The organism is Caldibacillus thermoamylovorans (assembly GCF_000751775.1).
GTDB lineage: Bacteria > Bacillota > Bacilli > Bacillales > Caldibacillaceae > Caldifermentibacillus > Caldifermentibacillus hisashii.
The window spans coordinates 1-19,016 of record NZ_CCRF01000040.1; the positions used below are offsets into that span (position 1 = coordinate 1).

At 35.6% G+C, this 19,016-nt stretch carries 18 protein-coding genes and 1 other annotated feature; of the genes, 11 read left to right on the forward strand and 7 right to left on the reverse strand.

Annotated features, from left to right (window positions below):
- Window positions 1-21: 21 nt before the first annotated feature.
- On the reverse strand, window positions 22-1,008 hold the full coding sequence (trpS, locus tag BT1A1_RS06040; protein WP_034769141.1) for a tryptophan--tRNA ligase: 987 nt from the start codon (window positions 1,006-1,008) through the stop codon (window positions 22-24).
- A 91-nt stretch (window positions 1,009-1,099) separates the two neighbouring features.
- Window positions 1,100-1,327: a binding site (T-box leader), on the reverse strand.
- Window positions 1,328-1,735: 408 nt separating this feature from the next.
- Here trpS and spxA point away from each other — a divergent pair.
- The 4 genes from spxA to pepF all read left to right on the forward strand — a co-directional run bounded on the left by spxA (window position 1,736) and on the right by pepF (window position 6,429).
- Window positions 1,736-2,131, forward strand: a complete 396-nt coding sequence (gene spxA, locus BT1A1_RS06045; RefSeq protein ID WP_034769143.1) for a transcriptional regulator SpxA — start codon at window positions 1,736-1,738, stop codon at window positions 2,129-2,131.
- Between the two features lie 348 nt (window positions 2,132-2,479).
- Complete coding sequence (mecA, locus tag BT1A1_RS06050) at window positions 2,480-3,145, forward strand: adaptor protein MecA (RefSeq protein WP_034769145.1); 666 nt, start codon at window positions 2,480-2,482, stop codon at window positions 3,143-3,145.
- Window positions 3,146-3,313: 168 nt separating this feature from the next.
- The gene (locus BT1A1_RS06055) at window positions 3,314-4,510 is read left to right on the forward strand and encodes a competence protein CoiA (protein WP_034769147.1); all 1,197 of its coding nucleotides are present in this window, start codon (window positions 3,314-3,316) and stop codon (window positions 4,508-4,510) included.
- A gap of 101 nt (window positions 4,511-4,611) precedes the next feature.
- Window positions 4,612-6,429, forward strand: coding sequence for an oligoendopeptidase F (gene pepF / locus BT1A1_RS06060; RefSeq protein ID WP_034769149.1), 1,818 nt, complete (start codon window positions 4,612-4,614; stop codon window positions 6,427-6,429).
- Between the two features lie 815 nt (window positions 6,430-7,244).
- Here pepF and BT1A1_RS06065 read toward each other — a convergent pair.
- From BT1A1_RS06065 to BT1A1_RS06080, 4 genes are all read right to left on the reverse strand, one after another.
- Window positions 7,245-8,180, reverse strand: a complete 936-nt coding sequence (locus BT1A1_RS06065) for a ClpXP adapter SpxH family protein (RefSeq protein WP_072012657.1) — start codon at window positions 8,178-8,180, stop codon at window positions 7,245-7,247.
- Window positions 8,177-8,587 (reverse strand): globin domain-containing protein, encoded by a 411-nt coding sequence (locus BT1A1_RS06070; protein WP_034769151.1) that lies wholly within the window; start codon window positions 8,585-8,587, stop codon window positions 8,177-8,179. The genes BT1A1_RS06065 and BT1A1_RS06070 overlap by 4 nt, the downstream gene beginning before the upstream one ends.
- A gap of 250 nt (window positions 8,588-8,837) precedes the next feature.
- Window positions 8,838-9,449: a lytic transglycosylase domain-containing protein gene (locus BT1A1_RS19460; protein ID WP_034769153.1), complete on the reverse strand. Its 612-nt coding sequence runs from the start codon at window positions 9,447-9,449 to the stop codon at window positions 8,838-8,840.
- A 22-nt stretch (window positions 9,450-9,471) separates the two neighbouring features.
- On the reverse strand, window positions 9,472-10,056 hold the full coding sequence (locus BT1A1_RS06080; protein ID WP_034769155.1) for a CYTH domain-containing protein: 585 nt from the start codon (window positions 10,054-10,056) through the stop codon (window positions 9,472-9,474).
- 356 nt (window positions 10,057-10,412) lie between these two features.
- Between BT1A1_RS06080 and BT1A1_RS06085 the strand changes: the two genes are divergently transcribed.
- From BT1A1_RS06085 to BT1A1_RS06095, 3 genes are all read left to right on the forward strand, one after another.
- Window positions 10,413-11,039 carry a GTP diphosphokinase gene (locus BT1A1_RS06085; RefSeq protein WP_034769157.1) on the forward strand — a complete coding sequence of 209 codons (627 nt, stop codon included), beginning with the start codon at window positions 10,413-10,415 and terminating at the stop codon, window positions 11,037-11,039.
- 132 nt (window positions 11,040-11,171) lie between these two features.
- Complete coding sequence (locus tag BT1A1_RS06090) at window positions 11,172-11,966, forward strand: NAD kinase (RefSeq protein ID WP_034769159.1); 795 nt, start codon at window positions 11,172-11,174, stop codon at window positions 11,964-11,966.
- Window positions 11,967-12,047: 81 nt separating this feature from the next.
- Window positions 12,048-12,962, forward strand: coding sequence for an RluA family pseudouridine synthase (locus BT1A1_RS06095; RefSeq protein ID WP_034769161.1), 915 nt, complete (start codon window positions 12,048-12,050; stop codon window positions 12,960-12,962).
- Window positions 12,963-13,097: 135 nt separating this feature from the next.
- Here BT1A1_RS06095 and prpE read toward each other — a convergent pair whose 3' ends face one another.
- Window positions 13,098-13,835, reverse strand: a complete 738-nt coding sequence (prpE, locus tag BT1A1_RS06100; RefSeq protein ID WP_034769163.1) for a bis(5'-nucleosyl)-tetraphosphatase PrpE — start codon at window positions 13,833-13,835, stop codon at window positions 13,098-13,100.
- 150 nt (window positions 13,836-13,985) lie between these two features.
- Here prpE and BT1A1_RS06105 point away from each other — a divergent pair, with 150 nt between their 5' ends.
- The 3 genes from BT1A1_RS06105 (at window position 13,986) to BT1A1_RS06115 (ending at window position 16,839) form a co-directional block, all read left to right on the forward strand.
- Window positions 13,986-14,855, forward strand: a complete 870-nt coding sequence (locus BT1A1_RS06105) for a MerR family transcriptional regulator (RefSeq protein WP_034769165.1) — start codon at window positions 13,986-13,988, stop codon at window positions 14,853-14,855.
- A 221-nt stretch (window positions 14,856-15,076) separates the two neighbouring features.
- The gene (gene fabI, locus BT1A1_RS06110; protein ID WP_034769167.1) at window positions 15,077-15,856 is read left to right on the forward strand and encodes an enoyl-ACP reductase FabI; all 780 of its coding nucleotides are present in this window, start codon (window positions 15,077-15,079) and stop codon (window positions 15,854-15,856) included.
- Window positions 15,857-16,074: 218 nt separating this feature from the next.
- Window positions 16,075-16,839 (forward strand): Fic family protein, encoded by a 765-nt coding sequence (locus tag BT1A1_RS06115; RefSeq protein ID WP_197057081.1) that lies wholly within the window; start codon window positions 16,075-16,077, stop codon window positions 16,837-16,839.
- Between the two features lie 204 nt (window positions 16,840-17,043).
- On the opposite strand, the gene BT1A1_RS06120 is transcribed toward BT1A1_RS06115, so the two are convergent.
- Window positions 17,044-17,973: an endonuclease I family protein gene (locus BT1A1_RS06120; protein ID WP_231553303.1), complete on the reverse strand. Its 930-nt coding sequence runs from the start codon at window positions 17,971-17,973 to the stop codon at window positions 17,044-17,046.
- 269 nt (window positions 17,974-18,242) lie between these two features.
- Between BT1A1_RS06120 and BT1A1_RS06125 the strand changes: the two genes are divergently transcribed.
- Window positions 18,243-18,992, forward strand: coding sequence for a hypothetical protein (locus BT1A1_RS06125; protein ID WP_034769170.1), 750 nt, complete (start codon window positions 18,243-18,245; stop codon window positions 18,990-18,992).
- The last annotated feature ends 24 nt before the right edge of the window (window positions 18,993-19,016 follow it).

Consider the following 19,016-nt stretch of genomic DNA (forward strand, 5'->3'; position numbering starts at 1 on the left):
CTTACAGAAATCAATTGGATTCTATCTTTTCCGACCGAGTCCCATTGCTTTCTCCATTTTCCGTAACATTTTGTTTGCGACCAGTGCAGCTTTTTCTGCCCCTTCATCTAAAATATTATCAAGTTCATCAGAATCGATTAATTCTTTATAACGGTCTTGTATCGGTTGCAGCGCATTAATAATTACTTCGGCTAGATCCGTTTTAAATACACCGTAACCTTTTCCTTCATATTTCTTTTCTAGATCTTCAATAGATATATTGCCAAAAATTGAATAAATCGACATTAAGTTAGAAACACCCGGTTTGTTTTCTTTATCGAATTTCACAACACCGTCTGAGTCGGTAACTGCGCTTTTAATTTTTTTCTCAATTTGCTTCGGTTCATCCAGCATAGAAATAAATCCTTTTTGATTTGGATCAGATTTGCTCATTTTTTTTGTTGGTTCCTGCAAGGACATAATTCGAGCACCGACTTTTGGTAAATGAATATCTGGAATCGTAAAGATATCATTATATTTTTTATTAAAACGTTCAGCCAGATCTCTAGTTAATTCAATATGCTGTTTTTGATCATCGCCAACCGGTACAAGATCAGCGCTATATAATAAAATATCAGCAGCCATCAGTGGTGGGTAGGTTAGAAGACCTGCTGAAACCGCCTCTTTTCCGGCTGATTTATCTTTAAATTGCGTCATTCTTTCTAATTCACCAATATAACTAATGCATTGCAACATCCAAGCTGCCTGGGCATGAGCGGGTACTTCCGATTGAATAAATAACGTAGCTTTATTTGGATCAAGCCCGACTGCTAAATATAATGCGGCCAAACTGCGGATATTTTTCTGTAATGTTTTTGGATCTTGCGGAACGGTAATGGCATGTTGGTCAACAATGCAAAAATAACAATTGTATTCATTCTGTAAGGCGACAAACTGTTTTAATGCCCCAATATAGTTACCGATTGTTATCATTCCGCTTGGTTGAATTCCTGAAAATATTGTTTTCATTGTAACGCCTCCATTATTTTTAAATCGATTGCTCTGTAGTGCTGCATTTTTAGATGGACTATTTACTGAAATAAAAAACCATCCGTCCAAAAGTAGGGACGAATGGTCATAAATCCGCGGTACCACCCTAGTTACCGAAATGGTCACTTTACCTTTAACGCAAGGCATACGCAAATGTCTACTAAACAGAAGAAAATTAGTCCCGTTGTTCGAATTTGACTCGAAAGTCCATTCCATCCGACTTGCAGTTTGTTTCCACCCGCCACAAACTCTCTATAATGCATAAGTAGAATGTACTAATCTTTCTCATCGCTTTACTTGTAATGATTATTTAAAATGTATATCTGTATTATATGCAATTCATATATAAAAATCAATAAAGCAAGGGGAGAAAATCAATTGGAACCAAAACACAAAATGACAGTTTTCAATAAGACCAATGTAAATGATAATAAATACTCAAAAAAGACATCCGACTAATTTCCTATTGAGTATGATACTTTAGGAAATTAGTGTTATTCACCTTATTTTTATTCAATATAAATAGTAAGCTTTTTACGATTAACCGTCTCAGAAAAAATCAAAAATTATTTTAAAATATATACCCAATTTCTTGAAAATCATGTATAATTAAGAAAAAGATATTCCTATTTTAAATTAATTTTAATTTAAAGATGTTGAAATAAATATTCATATACAAAAATATCCAAAAGGAGCGATCGAAAGAATGGTTACATTGTACACTGCACCTAGTTGTACTTCTTGTCGGAAAGCAAGAGCTTGGCTAGAGGAACATAACATACCATTTAAAGAACGGAATATATTTTCCGAACCTTTGACAATTGAAGAAATCAAGGAAATTTTTCGGATGACAGAAGACGGTACCGATGAAATCATTTCAACACGTTCGAAAACTTTCCAAAAGTTGCATGTGAACTTGGACGCGCTTCCATTACAACAATTGTTTCAACTAATTAGAGAAAATCCGGGACTTTTACGCCGTCCGATTATTATTGACGAAAAACGGTTACAGGTCGGTTATAACGAAGATGAAATCCGTCGTTTCCTTCCAAGAAAAGTACGGACTTATCAATTAAGGGAAGCACAAAAACTTGTCAACTGATTGAAAAAACCAATCCCTTTACTGTTTTTAAAAAACGGTATATAATAAGTTAATCAGCCACCTTCATGCAAAAGTGCGTGAAGGTTTTTTTCTAAATATGTTTTTTTTAAAATACTATGACTTAAACTTACATGTACGGTTACCATATGGACATGTAGTTGAATTGGGTTGGTTACTTATTTTATAATAATTTAGTCTTTTTTATTTCCGTTCTTTTTGGTTTTGTCATAAAATAGGATTAGAAGACATACAATATGTTCATTTAGGCGGGAAAAAAGACGGACTTTTTTGGTTTTTTCAAGGGAACTTTACCCTTCAAATAAATGGTCGAGAAGGGAGCGTTATGAAATGGAGATCGAACGCATTAATGAGAATACATTAAAATTTTTTATTTCTTATGTAGATGTAGAAGAACGAGGATTTGATCGTGAAGAAATTTGGTATAGTCGTGAAAAAAGTGAGCAATTATTTTGGGAAGTAATGGATGAAGTAAACGAAGAAGAGGACTTTCCTTTCGACGGACCGTTATGGATTCAAGTTCAAGCTTTAGAGAAAGGATTGGAAGTATTTGTCACAAAAGCACAACTTACTAAAGACGGCGGTCGCTTGGAATTACCGCTTGAAGGAAAATTTAGTGCTTTTCCAATAACTGAGCAAGTAGATGACATACTTGACCACCATTTCCAATACAGTGAGCAAGAAGAAATGGAAGAGGTGGATGAACATTCGATTTCCTTTGTTGCTTACTTTAATGAATTCGATGATCTCATCCCGCTGGCCAAACGTTTGAATCCTGAAGGTGCTATAACGAAACTATACGCAGTTGAAAATTCTTATTACTTATATATAGACTTTCCGTTTGACGTTTTTACCGAAGAAGAAATTGATGATTGTTTGAGCATCATTCTCGAATATAGTATGGAATCACAACGAACGATTCATTTTTTACAAGAGTACGGGAAGGAAATTATTCCTGAAAATGTCTTTACGGTTATTCGGAAATATTTTCATTAAATGTAAAAATGACGATTTTGAATTCCATTTTTATAAAAAACCGGTTTTCTGCCAAGGAGAATCGGTATTTTTTTATGTTTTTATCCTTCAAAACGGTTATTTTCATCTTTTGACGAGTTTATGAAACCCGTTCATAATAAGGAACATCCAGGAAAGGAGGAGAATCATTTGTTCATTGCTAAAACGAGTTCAGGTGACTTTATATCCGTTTTAAATGGAACTTACGATGCGATTAAGGATATTAAAAAGCACGAACCGTTTTTTTGCCCTTCCTGCAATGGTGAATTAATTCTTAAAATGGGTGTGAAAAAAATTCCTCATTTTGCCCATAAGAGTAAATGTCCGATAAAACCGGAAGGAGAGTCAGAAATCCATTTGCTGGGAAAAAAGAGATTATATGAATGGTTAACTGTACAAGGATTTCGACCGAGAATGGAAGTATTTCTATCTGCCTTGAATCAACAACCTGATTTGCTGTTTGAATGGGGTGGAAAAAAAGTTGCAGTTGAATTCCAATGTTCGATCATACAGACAAACGAAATCAAGCGGCGGACATTAAATTATTTAAAATATTCATACTGGCCGCTTTGGATTGTTAATCAAAAACATGTAACAACACGATATGGATCTATGATTCATTTAAGTGAGTTTTTAACCGGTTTTATTAATAAAACTGCAAATGGAACTCCATTTTTGCTTTCGTTTAATCCGGAAACCGACTGCCTCTATTTATATAACAATATTATTCCGTTCTCAATTAATCGTGCATATACGAGCATTGATAAATTTACCCTTAAAGATACATTGGTGAAAGTTCTATCACAAAAACGGCAATCTCACCGGTTTTATGAAAATTGGAATGACCAATTGGAAAAATGGATACAGAGGCAATCCCTATTGCCCAATGGAAGAAACAATCCCTTTTTACAGTTTTTATATCATCACCAAATTCATGTAACAGAACTTCCTCCTGAAATTGGCTTGCCGGTAAGAAATATGTTTCTTATTTATAATCATCCAATGGAATGGCAATTTTATATTTGGTTTTATTTTTTATATAGACGAAAAAAAGGAGATGCTATTCCGGTACAACAAATAAAATCATTTGTGGTTCACAGCTTGAAACAAATAATTAAATTCCGTGATTTAGTGCTCTTTTCCGAATCAGAACAATATCGTCCCGTTCATGATTATTTACAAATTTTAACCGATATTGGATTTTTCAGCAGAATTGGGGACAAATTAATTGTAAAGAAAGTACCAAAACGAATTGTCAATCCACATCTTTTCAGGCAAGAAAAAAGCAAGGATTTTTATCGTCGTTATAAAGCAATCATTTTAAAACCTTTTCTATTGACGGAATGATTAGATAGGGTTATTTTTAGAATTAACATATATTTCCTTTCATCTTTTTAGAATTGCATACATATATAGGAAATAAATTACCAATGAATGGAGGAGTTATGATGTCAACAGAAAAAGCAGTAAAAAAACTGCCGGCAAGAAATGAAATCCCGGTAAAGGATACATGGGCACTGGAAAATATTTTTGCAACAGACGAAAAATGGAAAGAGGAGTTTGAGCAGATTAAAGCGATAATTCCTAAAGCTTTTGAATTTCAAGGGAAACTTGGTGAAAATGCTGACGTTTTATATGAAGCATTGCAATATCAAGATGAAGTGATGATGCGACTGGGGAAATTGTATACATATGCCCATATGCGATATGATCAGGATACGACAAATTCTTTCTATCAAGGAATGAATGATCAAGCGAGAAATTTGTATACTCAGGCAGCAAGTGCTTTTTCCTTCGTTGTCCCCGAATTACTGGCGATTGATGAGAATAAAATCCGGCAGTTTTTAACCGAAAAAGAAGAATTAAAGTTATATGAGCATGCTTTGGAAGAAATTAATTTGCAACGTCCGCATGTATTGTCACCTGAAGTAGAAGCGATTTTAGCCCAAAGTGCAGAGGTGACGGATGCGCCGAGTAATACATTCAGCATGCTAAATAACGCAGACTTGGAGTTTCCGTCCATTGTGGATGAAAACGGAGAAGAAGTCGAAATAACGCACGGCCGTTATATTCGCTTTTTAGAAAGTGCGGATCGCCGTGTGCGAAAAGATGCGTTTCATGCTTTATATGAAACGTATGGGAAATTTCGAAATACGTTTGCGAGTACACTAAGCGGACAAGTAAAACGCAATAATTTTTATGCTAATGTCCGTAAATACAAATCGGCACGGGAAGCCGCACTATCCGCCAACAATATTCCGGAGTCGGTATATGATAATTTAGTGGAAACAATCAATAAAAACTTGCCGCTTCTACACCGTTATGTCGCATTACGGAAAAAGGTGCTTGGACTTGATGAATTGCATATGTATGATTTGTATACACCGCTTGTTAAAGATGTCAAAATGGAAGTGACCTTTGAAGAGGCAAAAGATATCGTCTTAAAAGGATTGGCTCCAATGGGGGAAGAATATCTTTCCGTTTTAAAAGAAGGGTTTGCCAATCGCTGGGTAGATGTCCATGAAAATAAAGGAAAAAGAAGCGGGGCTTACTCATCCGGAGCGTATGGAACCGATCCGTATATATTGTTAAACTGGCAAGACAATGTCAATAATTTGTTTACCCTTGCCCATGAATTTGGTCATTCGGTACATAGTTACTATACAAGGAAATACCAACCATTTCCTTATGGCGATTATTCGATTTTTGTTGCCGAAGTTGCCTCCACTTGTAATGAAAATTTATTAAGTGAGTATTTGTTAAAAACATTGGACGATGATAGAAAACGGCTGTACATTTTGAATAATTATTTGGAAACATTCCGTGGCACGGTATTCCGGCAGACCATGTTTGCTGAATTTGAACATGATATTCACATTCGTTCCCAAAAAGGGGAAGCATTGACGGCAGAGTTATTGACAAATATTTATTATGATTTGAATAAAAAATATTTTGGTGATGATGTTGTTATTGACGAGGAAATTGGCTTAGAATGGGCGAGAATTCCGCATTTCTACTACAACTATTATGTTTACCAATATGCAACGGGCTTAAGTGCATCAACGGCATTGAGTAAACAAATTTTAGAAGAAGGAGAGCCTGCCGTAGAACGATATATCGGTTATTTGAAATCCGGAAGCTCGGATTATCCAATCGAAGTGTTGAAAAAAGCAGGGGTGGATATGACAACGGCGGAACCAATCGAAAATGCCTGCAAAGTTTTTGAAGAGAAATTGACTGAAATGGAACGACTTTTAAATAAATGAAAATATGTGAAAAAGGGCAAGTTTGGGTGATTCACCTGCAAAATTTGCCCTTTCTATACTGATACAAAAACTTATTTTGATTTATCACTCCAAGATACTTTCTACTATTAGACATTTTGACAATTTGTCACATAGTATTATTTTTTAAATCCTTTAAATTGGTTATGGTAATTTATGTAAGATAAAAATATTAAGATAGAAAAAAATAGGAAAGTTGCCGTCAGATACAATGGAAAAATTTTCAAAATACCAAAGAGATAACCGACAAAAGAAACAATGACTAATAAAATAAACCCACCTATATACCAACGATTCATATGATCACTCTCATTAGATAATTTGTCCTTATCATTTTATGTAGCGGTGCGGTACAGTATGATAGGTGGGTAAAATTTGTCCCAGTATGACAAAAAATGTGTCGAAAATGTGAAATATATAATAATGACTTGCACAAAGGTTGAGGATTTGATATTATAGTGGTGTGAAGTTATTCACAAACAAACATATACCCCTTTGTTTGACCGTGAAAATTTCTCCCATCCCCTTTGTTCGTAACATGGAAGAGAGGTACAGTGGACCACCCATCTGCTGGACCTCTCTTTCTATTTACCATTTGTTAATGTAAAAAAAAGACTGCTTAATAAAGTCAAACTACTTTATCAAACAGTGCTTATATCTTGTCATTTTTTATAGTATAAGAAAGTATAAAAATACAAGTAAATAACTTAGGATTAGTTTTATTGTCTAGCTCCGAGCGCCAGCGACTAGCAAACTTCACTCCCCTCCACTACGATAAGTCAACATCGGCTCGTTCCTCACCGTGTTTCCTTTATCTCATTGCGGGGCGCTCCAGTTTGTACGTCGCTAAGCGGGCGCTCTGCGCTTTTCTTATTATTGTAATTTATGCGCCAAAATGTACCGTGTTCGGTATGAATACGTTCAACAACTTGCTGGAGCAGCAACTTTTTCATTTCTAATTCCACTTGTAAATGAGGTAAATCGTAAACAAATGCGATATCATCCGTGGAGACAATTTCATGATAACGAATAAATGATAATAAAGGCGGTAATGAATTGCTGACAGGACGTTCTCCCAATATATCAGTCATAATTTCAATATATACTTCATAAGGATTTACACCTGCTAATTTCAGTCCTTCTTCTTCAACATTATTGTTAAAGAAAACAATTGTTGGTGTTTCCGTTACGTCCATTTCATTAGAAATTTTCAGATCACACTGGAAAGCATGGGAAGTGCTTTCTGAATGTATATCTTTATAAAATTCATCCACATCCAATAAGGAATCATGGGCACATTTAATAAGCGTATTTAATTCCGTAATATCTTCACCTTTTAAATAAAAATATTCCTGAAGTTTCCGCAAAAAACGAATTCCTGCTTTTTTTCCTTGCAATTCAGCAGCTTTTACGGCAATGGACGCTAAAAACGGGGAAGTTAAATTCAAGTCCGCTTGAATATCATCACAATCAATACATTTTCTGCGAACCGTTTTTTCTAATTTCTTTGTTATCGATTTGCGTGGTCCGGAATTTAAGTCTGTCAACTTGCCGCTTAATACATAAGTTAAACTGAAGTAATGACCGTATTCAAATTGTAATTTTTTTATAATCGGTTCTAGAGCAAAACAGTCTGAACATAGCGGATCGATAAATAAATACATTTCAAGCGGTCTGTCACTACCGCTAATCAAGCTAGATAAATTGAAATCGTAACGATTTTTGTCGATCACTGGACCTCACCTTTTCTACTTTCATATTCATCATCGGTATTAACCATATGGTGGGCAGTAATTACTAACCGCGAAAAAAACTCTTCCCGGATCGGACCGGAAAAACCTACTTCATCCATTGCTTGAGACATGCAAGTTAGCCATGCGTTTGCCCTTTTTGGAGTAATAGGGAAAGCAAGATGTCTCATCCGCAATCTCGGGTGGCCATGTTCAGATGTATATAAAGGAGGTCCGCCTAAAAACTGGGTTAAGAATTGCTTTTGTTTTCTGGCTGTTTCTCGCAAATCATCCGGAAAAATTGGTGACAAATCCGGATGCAGTTTAACTCTTTTATAAAATGCATCCACGATTTTATGCAATGTTTCTTCCCCGACCATTTCAAACTGTGAAATTATTTTCCTTTCCATAACGGATAACTCCTTTATTTCACTTTGGATATATTTTAACAGCGTAGAAGAATTAACTCAAATAAATAGCTTTTTCATGATAGGCTGAGCAATTCATCGTAGTCAAGTTGAAAACTGAGAAGCACAATAAAATGTGAAAAAATGAGCATGCAAAAAAAGGATTAAACGATTGCCTATTATCTCCAATTCAGCAAAACATCACCCGGTTAATTTTCCACCGGGTGTTTTATTTCGAACATTTATATGGAGCTTATACGATAACATCTTTCAAAATTTTAGCTACGTAATTTTTTGTTTCTTTAAAAGGGGGAATCCCATTATATTTTTCGACATTACCAGGTCCGGCATTGTAAGCAGCCAGAGCAACATCAAGTGAACCGTAGCGGTCAAGCATTTGCCGTAAATATTTTGCACCAGCCATTATATTTTCTCTCGGATCATCAATATTCATAACGCCTAAACTTTTGGCGGTAGATGGCATTAACTGCATCAGTCCCCGTGCTCCACTGGGACTAACCGCATAAATATTAAAATTTGACTCTTGTTTGATCACAGAAACGAGCAAGGAAACAGGTAAATTGTAAGTTTTTGCTGCCTCTTCAATTATCGGTTGCAGTTGTTCATCAGCAATCTTTACGGCTGGTTTTATATTTGTTTGCAAAGAAGGTAAACCGTTTCCGGCAGGGGAAACAGCTATAGTAGCATTCTTTGTTTCATTATTTATATTTTGTAATACCAACAACTGTTCGAGCATGGAAGAAAACAACGGAGAATTGCCGGATGATGAAGAATTCCCGTTCAAACTGTCCATATCCCTCAGAGCATTGATTTCTAAAATTGTTTTGATTTGTTGTATATTCATCGACACACAACCTCTCCAACGTTTATACGGACCGTTTTTTTCGCCATTCATTATAGAAACGTTGTACTTTATTTTCTGTTTTTCTTATTGGAATGTTCAAAGATGTTAACAGACGAGTAATATGTTTGTACGCTTTTGGGTCCGTCACTTCATATTCTACCTCAAAATCTTCTTTTTTTAAATAAAAACTTCTATCCAGTACTAAAAGCCCCTCATAAAACGGAATTTCAGCCCTGGAAGTAGTCAATGTACCGAAATGATTAATTTTTTTAAGCGAAATTTGCATTGACTTCAATTTTTTTTCGATTGCTCCTTTAGGAAAAAATTTATGTTCAAGTAACAAATCCCGCTCAACTTCTGATATAGGTTCATTTGTTTCCAAAAGCCCCTCGTCATTTGGTTCTTTTAATGTTAACTCCATATGCCCCTCTTTCGTTCTAATTCGGAGAGCGCAACCGGCTTTTTTTAGCGCAAAGTCATCGGTGTCAAAATAATCATTTACTTGGAGAAAAAAATCATTTTCGGTTACCCCTAAAAATTGTTGCAATCTAATAAATTCATCTTTTGTCAATACATTTTTAAATTCAATTTCTAAATGATTTTCCATAATTTACCCCCACATAATCGAATGAATCGAAATCATGATCTCAAAATTTTTCTTTATAACCTTCGTATAATTATTTTGAAGCGAAAATCTAATCTTTTAGCAACTGTATGGTAAAATAATATCAGATTACCATATAAAAACAGAAGAAATAAAATTGACATATCGGTAAAAGCCCGATTGGTCGGAAGAATACGATGTGGGTCATACAAACGTTATCACAAAGACTACGCATTTAGGATGTATTCCTTCTGATCAGCAGATAAAAAAACCGCTGGAAGTAGTACCTAATTTTAATAAAATCATGTGGTTGATATAACACGGAAGAAGTGTGCGTTATGTACAGAGGTGATTTCAAAATGAATTGGGAAGAATTTTTAGAACCCTACCGGCAAGCTGTTGAGGAGTTAAAAATAAAATTAAAAGGGATTCGCAGACAATTTGAATTAGAAAAAACACATTCATCAATTGAATTTGTGACCGGTCGTGTTAAACCGATCGCAAGTATACTAGACAAGGCAAAACAAAAAAATGTTCCTTTAGATGAATTACATACGATGTACGATATAGCCGGACTGCGGATTATGTGTCAGTTTGTTGATGATATAAAAAAAGTTGTTGAGCTGCTTAGAAACCGTAATGATTTAGAGATTGTTGAGGAGAAAGATTATATATCGCATAAAAAAGCGAGCGGTTATCGATCTTATCATGTCATTATCAGTTATCCGGTCCAGACAATTCATGGTGAAAAGAAAGTGTTGGCGGAAATTCAAATTCGTACATTAGCCATGAATTTTTGGGCGACGATCGAACATTCTCTAAATTATAAATATAACGGTCAATTCCCGGAAGATATCCAGTTCCGACTTCAGCGGGCAGCAGAAGCAGCGTTTTTGCTTGATGAAGAAATGTCGGAAATTAGAGAAGAAATTAGGGATGCTCAAAGATTTTTTTCCAGTAAAAAAGATTATCCACAAGATGCTTAACACTAAAAAGCTTATTTTTTCAAAAAGCTATTGGTTCCTGTACAATAATTTTGTGGCATGCATCATTTAGCAAAAAAATTTCTGAAAACCTTTTGGGAGCCAATTATAAATTAAACATGGGGGTGCAAAGATTTGAAATTTGCCATCGTTTCAAAAGGGGATGAAAAGTCGAATACGTTATCCGAGAAATTGAAAAGCTATTTGACCGATTTCAAATTGGAATATGATGAAATAGAGCCCGAAATTACGATTTCGGTAGGGGGAGACGGTACACTGTTATCAGCTTTTCAACGTTATCGCCATCGTCTTAATGATACAGCATTTGTCGGTATTCATACCGGTCATTTAGGATTTTATGCAGATTGGATGCCGGATGAAATTGAAAAACTTGTCATCGCTATTGCCAAAACAAAATGTCGGATTGTCGAATATCCGTTACTTGAAGTCATTATTTATTATAATAACGAAAGAAAAGAAGAACATTATCTGGCATTGAACGAAGCGACCATTAAAAGTGTAGAAGGTACCTTTGTAATTGATGTTGAGATTAAAGATGAATTGTTTGAAAGATTTCGAGGAGATGGGTTATGTGTTTCCACTCCATCCGGAAGCACTGCCTACAATAAAGCGTTGGGAGGGGCCATTATTCATCCGTCATTGGAATCAATCCAGATTGCCGAAATGGCTTCGATCAATAATCGCGTTTTTCGGACAATCGGTTCGCCGTTAATTTTACCGGCCCATCATAAATGTATTTTTCGACCTGTAACCCATAAAGATTTCTTAATCGGAATCGATCATTTAACATTTGTTCAGAAAGATATCCAGTCGCTGCAATTTCGAGTGGCTGATCAAAAGATTCGTTTTGCCAGATACAAACCGTTCCCGTTCTGGTCAAGAGTCCGTGCGTCATTTATCGATGAATAGTTGATTTTTTCCTTGGAAGCCATTTGTAGAAATAATGACAAGCACTCACTATTGTTAAAACAAAGGAGTTAGAAATGATTTATGGCAAAACCTTTCATACTTGAATGGGTCATTACAGAAAATGATCACGGAAAAACAACGAGACAATACTTACAAGAGCGGGGAATTTCTAAAACTTCATTAACCGATATAAAGCTTCATGGCGGCAATATTTTAATAGACGGCATTCATGTAACGGTACGGCATGTTTTAAAAAAGGGGGAGCAGTTAACCGTTATTTTTCCGGTTGAGGAGCCCAGCCAAACTCTCTTACCTGAAAAAATCCCTCTTCACATTGTTTACGAAGATGATTATGTACTGGTTATAAATAAACCGGCATTTATGAATACGATACCGTCCAGAGAGCATCCGACCGGAAGTCTAGTCAATGCGGTAATGGGTTATTATAAGGAAATTGGCTTAACGGCAGCTCCTCATATTATCACAAGGCTTGACCGAAATACATCAGGACTTGTTTTAGTGGCTAAATATCGTCACATCCATCATATTCTAAGCAAACAGCAACAGGAAAAACAGGTAAAACGGGAATATGAAGCTTTTGTTGAAGGAATTGTCGCGGAAAACAATGGGATGATTGAAGCACCCATTGGTCGAAAACAGGACAGTATTATCGAACGTACTGTAACAGATGGCGGTCAATACGCCTGCACCCACTTCCAAGTTGTTGAACGATATAAACAGATTACGCATGTTAGGTTAATGCCGGAAACCGGTAGAACGCATCAAATTCGCGTACATATGGCTCATATCGGTCATCCGTTAGTGGGAGATGATTTATATGGCGGTTCACAGATCTTTTTGAACCGCCAGGCTTTACATTGTCGGCGTATTCATTTTCTACATCCTGTAATGGAAAAAACGATGGAGTTTTCCGTACCATTGCCGAGAGATATGGAGAAGCTTTTGGAGATTTCAGCGGATGACCCGGGTCACTGAAAGAGTATAAAAAATATTAACTAGACATGATATTTAGTTGGTTTATTCACAGGATATGAAGCAAGTGAACGAATTCAAACATTTTTTTAGAGTGGCGGATATGCCCCAATTTTGTCATGAAAAATAAAAAAACTTTTAAGGGAATTTTGTGAATTTTTCCGGAACATATTTTTGGTGAGAAGGAACTTGAATGATCTCCATTTCCGGATAGCGAAGGGCCGTTAATTTTCCGCCGAATACACAACCGGTATCAATATTATATGTATGATTAACGATTCTTACGTTATGGACCGGAGTGTGACCGTAAACAATGATCCGATTGCCTTGATAATATTTTGCCCAATCTTTTCGAACCGGTCTCCCATCCGAAAGTTTTTCCCCGTTAACATCCCCATACAAAACAAAGGTTTGAACTTCTTTATTCGTACGACCGATAAAATCTTCGCGGATTCCGGCATGGGCGATGATTAATTTTCCGCCATCTAATTGCAAATACATGGGTGCTTCTTCATATAATTTGATAAATTTTGTCCGAATTTCTCGTTGCTTTTCTACCGGCAAATGTTCATATTCAGCAACCGTTGTCTCTAATCCATGAGATATTTGCACGTTATTTCCGAGAAAATAACGATATAATTTATTACAATGATTCCCTGGTGTATAAACTGCTTGATTTTGCTTAACAAGTGAATAAACAAGTTCAATTATTTTCACGGAATCCGGACCCCGATCCGTTAAGTCACCTAAAAAGGCAAGTGTTCGATCTTGATTATTCTTTATTTCATCACCAAAAAACTGATAACCTAATTTATCCAATAACTCCATTAATTCCTCATAGCAACCATGGACATCTCCAATAATATCGATTTTCATACAATTGAATCCCTTCTTTACAATTTAAAGCAGAACATCCTTTAACGAGGGTATTTTTTACTATAAACGAAAAATTGTTTCAATGAAAGTGATATTAGGTTGACTATTACCTTAGGGATTAGTCTATGATTATTTTGTGAGGTGATCGTTATGTTCATACATGAGGTTTGCAAAAAATGTTCCTTAACAAAAAAGGCGATATATTATTACGAAAAGCATGGGCTTATTCGTCCGAACATTGGAGAAAATGGATATAGAAATTATAGTGAAGAAGATGTATCGACATTAAAGGAAATTTTTGTTCTGAGAAAGTTGGGATTAACGATTTCTGAAATTAAAAATGTCCTTTTGAGTAGTAATAAGGCTGTGTCACTGTTAAAGTACAAATATTTAATGGATTTAAAGAGGGAAAAAGTAATGGAACAACAAAAATGCCTTGAACTACTTATTGAAAACTATAATGTTGATAAAGGAATAGAGTATATTGACATTCATCTCAACAGGTCTTTTACCATTAAAGAAAAATTAATTCAGGCTTTTCCGGGCGTATACGGTATATTTTTGTCTGTTCATTTCGGTCAATTTCTAAATGAAAAAGCAGATACGGCAGAAAAAGAGGAAGCATATGGTAAAATTGTCGATTTTTTGGATAAAGTGAGAATAACGCGGGAAATGGAAGAATATTTAGAAAGTGTTATTCCCTTAACGGATCAGGAAGTCATTGAAAAAATGAATATGACTTTCCTAAATGCAGTTGAAGATATTGAAAACTATATTGTTAACAATCAACAGGAAATTGAGGAGTATATCAAGTTTCGAAATTCGGAAGATTATAAGTCAACACCTGCTTTCAAATTGCAACAATTGTTGGTAGAGTTTCAGCAAAGTAGCGGCTATGATGAAATTTTTGTTGAAAATTTGAAGATTTTGAGCCCTTCTTATCTGGAATATTCAGAAAAACTTCAAGAAGCAAACAAAATATTGCTTGAAAGGTATCCGCAAACAGCAAAATTTTACTGAACTTTTCCTAAAGATGGGTGAGGTACTGGGGTATGTGTTTCTTTTGTTCGGAATGACAACAATTATTGGTAGAAAACGATAAAATTAGTCGTACACATTTTTTTCAACCATTTTCTTACTTTTCAATTTGTGAAGAATATAGTACTATTAGTAGTAGGTACTAATAACATGTAATAAATAGGAGTTTGGAATACATTGAATTTTGAAACGGAGGAAGAAATATGGTATTGTCGCTAAAAGGGAAAACATTTGTCATTATGGGTGTTGCCAACAAAAGGAGTATTGCTTGGGGGATTGCCCGGTCTCTCGACAAGGCTGGTGCCCGACTGATTTTTACATACAACCAAGATCGCATGCTTAAAAATGTGAAAGAATTGGCGGAAACATTAGAGGGCAAAGATTATTTGTTGCTGCAATGTGATGTGACAGTTGATGAAGATATTACTGCTTGTTTTCAAGAAATAAAAAATCAAGTCGGTACAATTCACGGTGTCGCGCACTGCATCGCATTTGCCAACCGGGAAGATTTAGAAGGTGAATTTGTCGATACGTCCCGTGACGGCTTTTTGCTGGCCCAAAACATCAGTGCCTATTCCTTGACGGCCGTAGCCAAGGAAGCCAGACCGCTTATGACTGAAGGCGGAAGTATTATTACTCTTACATATCTAGGTGGCGAACGGGTTGTCACGAATTATAATGTGATGGGTGTTGCGAAAGCTTCGTTGGATGCAAGTGTTAAATATTTGGCGAATGATCTTGGAAAGGACGGTATTCGCGTTAATTCGATATCGGCGGGACCGATTCGAACATTATCTGCTAAAGGAATTCGTGGTTTTAATTCCGTATTAAATCAAATTGAAGAAAAGGCACCGCTACGGAGGACCGTGACGCAAGAAGAAGTGGGCGATACCGCATTATTTTTATTCAGTGATTTATCTCGCGGAATTACCGGGGAAAATATTCATGTCGATGCCGGATTCCATATTTTAAGCGGGATTTAATTTTTAAAGCTAGTTCGATAAATTGATCGGCAATGTCAGTTTTCTACATGACTTATGGGAAGTAAGCAAAGTCCGGCATCACGTCTTATTTCTTTAAGTGTGTGGTATGATGAAAGGAAGTATGCGTTAGGAAAGTAGAAATTGAAAAATTTATACTTTCCTATTAGCTAATGAAAGGAAAGGGATGTCACTTGGAAAAATACAGGGAAGTTTTGAAATTGTGGCAGTCCTATCAAATCAATTCGGCTGAAGATTTAGATAAATATTTGGACAGCTTCCGGATACTCTTTGCTTATCATTCCGGGAAAATAGAGAATGACGAGATTAATTACCACGACACGAGAGAAATATTTGAAAGCGGTAAAGTTATCAATTTCAGTGGCAGCCCTCGTGCTATATTTGAACAATATAATCAAAAACTGTGTTATGAGTATTTAAAAGAAAAAATAATAAAAAGAGAAAAATTAAGTGTTGATCTTATTAAAGAAATTCATAAGATTTTAACCGGCGGAACGTATGATGAAAAGCGATACATTGTCAATGAAGAGCGCCCGGGCGAGTTTAAAAAACATGATTATGTTACTGGTATTTTGGAAGTTGGTTCTTCTGCTGAAAATGTAGAAAGTGACATGATCCAATTGATTGAAGAAGTGAATGAGTATGACGGTAAAGAAATTTTAAAAGTGGCGACGTATTTCCATGCCCGTTTTGAATATATTCATCCTTTTGCAGACGGAAACGGCCGGGTAGGCAGAACAATGATGAATTATTATTTGATGACGCATAACCATCCCCCTTTCATCGTTTATAATGAGGATAAAAAATTATTTTATGAGTGTCTGCAAAAGTATGATGAAACAGAAGATTTGAATCTTCTGTATAAATTTTTTAAATATGAGACGGAAAAGACTTGGAAAAAGGCTTTAGAGCTTGCAAATGGAGAAGTGCGTGAACGAAAAGGACTGGAAGATTATACGTTATAAAATGATAAAAATACTGGCTAATGAAATTTGGTTTTGTTCTATTTTGTGAGGGGAAAAACATGGATGAAAAATATGCAGAAGATGAAGATAACCTGTTTCCAGTATGTAAAAAGATTCTTTCAACAAAATAATACAATAAAATTAAAAGAGCACACTGATTGGCAATATGTTTATTGTGACCAGTGTGCTTTTTTTATAGAGTTTTTATGGCCAGATGACATCGGCTAACTCAGAAAAGTCGATAAACGGGTTGCGGTTGCCTTGGATCTCATAAATGGCAAGATTGCGGTGTTTTTCGTAAACGGTCACCGGAAAATCCCGATTCCATTTTAACAATACAGGTATATGTATTTTTTTCATAATTGATTTCTTTATAGCATCCGGGTAGCGAACGAAAAAATAGAGCATTGCCCGGGCAACCGTCCCTTTGCCGTATTCCGGTTCAAAATATTCCCCGGAAGCAACTCCGCAATGATTACGAATTGGTTCTGTTTCTGATTCGGGATTATAAAAAGCATGGTCGCCATACGGTAAATTGGAACGTAATGTATTGCAATCCGGCTGACAAACAAATAAATGGTGAAGATCCCCTTTCATCGGTTCCGCTGCATTGAACCAACTTTGAGGAACAATATGCTCTGTGTTAAATTTTGACTCATAATCAATTGATTTCACTCTTTTTAACATTTCATGCTTATTCAAATATAACTGGTTTAATTCCTGAAATTTTTCATACCGCTCATTGACGGTCATAAAATCATCTAAAAGAAATGTATCCGGATCATTAATTTTTCCTGAATAAATACTTTTCATTGTCCCATCCGGTTGTAAATCGACCCATGTATATAAATACATATCTTTACTCAAAAAATAAGGAATGATATTTTTATGCGTCTTTTTTAAATAGGAATGGAGGGAATAAAATACATTTTTTCCTTTCCCATGAAGGTTCAGCTTTCTATAATACTTTTTCATGAACTGAGCATCTTTTTCCTTATCATAGTAGATATTCTCGTTTTCTTTTATTCTTTTAAGATTATTTTTTAACAAGACAATTGCTGCATTTTTTGCTATGATTCCCGGTTGATCAAACTCGGTCAAATCAAGTTCTATATCCTCACGATGATTTTCCAAAAAAACCCTTCCCCTCAAAACGATAGATTTCCTGACCGGTACCTAAAAAGGATCCGTAAATTTTACACAAGATTGGTATAATCCGTATTACGTACAACCCAAAAAACGGTATTTGAATGCAAATTTTCAGAACAAGAACTTTTTATGCGTTTACCTTTATCTTTATTTTACATAAATAAGTGTTCTTTTCCATTGATTAAGCAATTAACACAATTGCTTTTTTCCGCATACAAATAATAAGGCAGAATTTGTGTGAAAGGGGACAAAGCATGAAACAGAGCGCTAAAGGTAAAAAATGGAAACCAACCATGTTTATTCAACAGCCCGATTATATGATAGGAAATGTAAATGTTCAAAATGAGTATCGTTTTTTTATCGATTTTTATCATGATCGTGGTGGGGGCGAACATATTATGGATGAAAAAGAAAGAACTCAAGCAGAAGCGACAGATGAGGAAAAAAAACAGGATGGTCAAATGAGCAATCAAGAAAAAGAAAACAATACAGAAGACTTTATTGAAAAAATAAGTGGCGAGCTAATACTGGAAGAGGCGGTTAATGAATTAGACCTAATGAATAATAAAGACATGCAAACTGAAGAAGAACATGGAACAGACACACCGGATGTCGAGGGTAATTTAATTATAGAAGAAAGTGAAGATGATGATACATTTTCAGAAGGTAAGGATTTTTCCTTAGCAGATCTAGAAGTAGTTGAAACAGATCGGAAGGAAACCGGGGGTACGCATGTAGAAGAAATGAATGAGGCTCGAGATGATACAGAAGAAACGCTGAAAAAGGAAAAATTGGAACGGAGACGAGAGATTAGACAGCTGGTCAGACGGTTGGCATTTTATCCGAATGTATTGGAGCGGCCGGTTTGTGAAGCGAAAATTAATGGGGATAAAGTATGGATTCAAATTCTTAGCAAACGGGGAGATCAAGTACGAATCAGGAGAAACAGAAAAATTGAGACCATTCATATTGATGAAATTGAAGAGCTTGAGGTTCAAACATAAAAAGAATAGGAAAGAATACACGCA

Coding starts and splice junctions, on each gene's coding strand:
- trpS (WP_034769141.1), bottom strand. CDS start 1,008: ATGAAAACAATATTTTCAGGAATTCAACCAAGCGGAATGATAACAATC.
- spxA (WP_034769143.1), top strand. CDS start 1,736: ATGGTTACATTGTACACTGCACCTAGTTGTACTTCTTGTCGGAAAGCA.
- mecA (WP_034769145.1), top strand. CDS start 2,480: ATGGAGATCGAACGCATTAATGAGAATACATTAAAATTTTTTATTTCT.
- pepF (WP_034769149.1), top strand. CDS start 4,612: ATGTCAACAGAAAAAGCAGTAAAAAAACTGCCGGCAAGAAATGAAATC.
- BT1A1_RS06070 (WP_034769151.1), bottom strand. CDS start 8,587: ATGGAAAGGAAAATAATTTCACAGTTTGAAATGGTCGGGGAAGAAACA.
- BT1A1_RS19460 (WP_034769153.1), bottom strand. CDS start 9,449: ATGAATATACAACAAATCAAAACAATTTTAGAAATCAATGCTCTGAGG.
- BT1A1_RS06080 (WP_034769155.1), bottom strand. CDS start 10,056: ATGGAAAATCATTTAGAAATTGAATTTAAAAATGTATTGACAAAAGAT.
- BT1A1_RS06085 (WP_034769157.1), top strand. CDS start 10,413: ATGAATTGGGAAGAATTTTTAGAACCCTACCGGCAAGCTGTTGAGGAG.
- BT1A1_RS06095 (WP_034769161.1), top strand. CDS start 12,048: ATGGCAAAACCTTTCATACTTGAATGGGTCATTACAGAAAATGATCAC.
- prpE (WP_034769163.1), bottom strand. CDS start 13,835: ATGAAAATCGATATTATTGGAGATGTCCATGGTTGCTATGAGGAATTA.
- BT1A1_RS06105 (WP_034769165.1), top strand. CDS start 13,986: ATGTTCATACATGAGGTTTGCAAAAAATGTTCCTTAACAAAAAAGGCG.
- fabI (WP_034769167.1), top strand. CDS start 15,077: ATGGTATTGTCGCTAAAAGGGAAAACATTTGTCATTATGGGTGTTGCC.
- BT1A1_RS06125 (WP_034769170.1), top strand. CDS start 18,243: ATGAAACAGAGCGCTAAAGGTAAAAAATGGAAACCAACCATGTTTATT.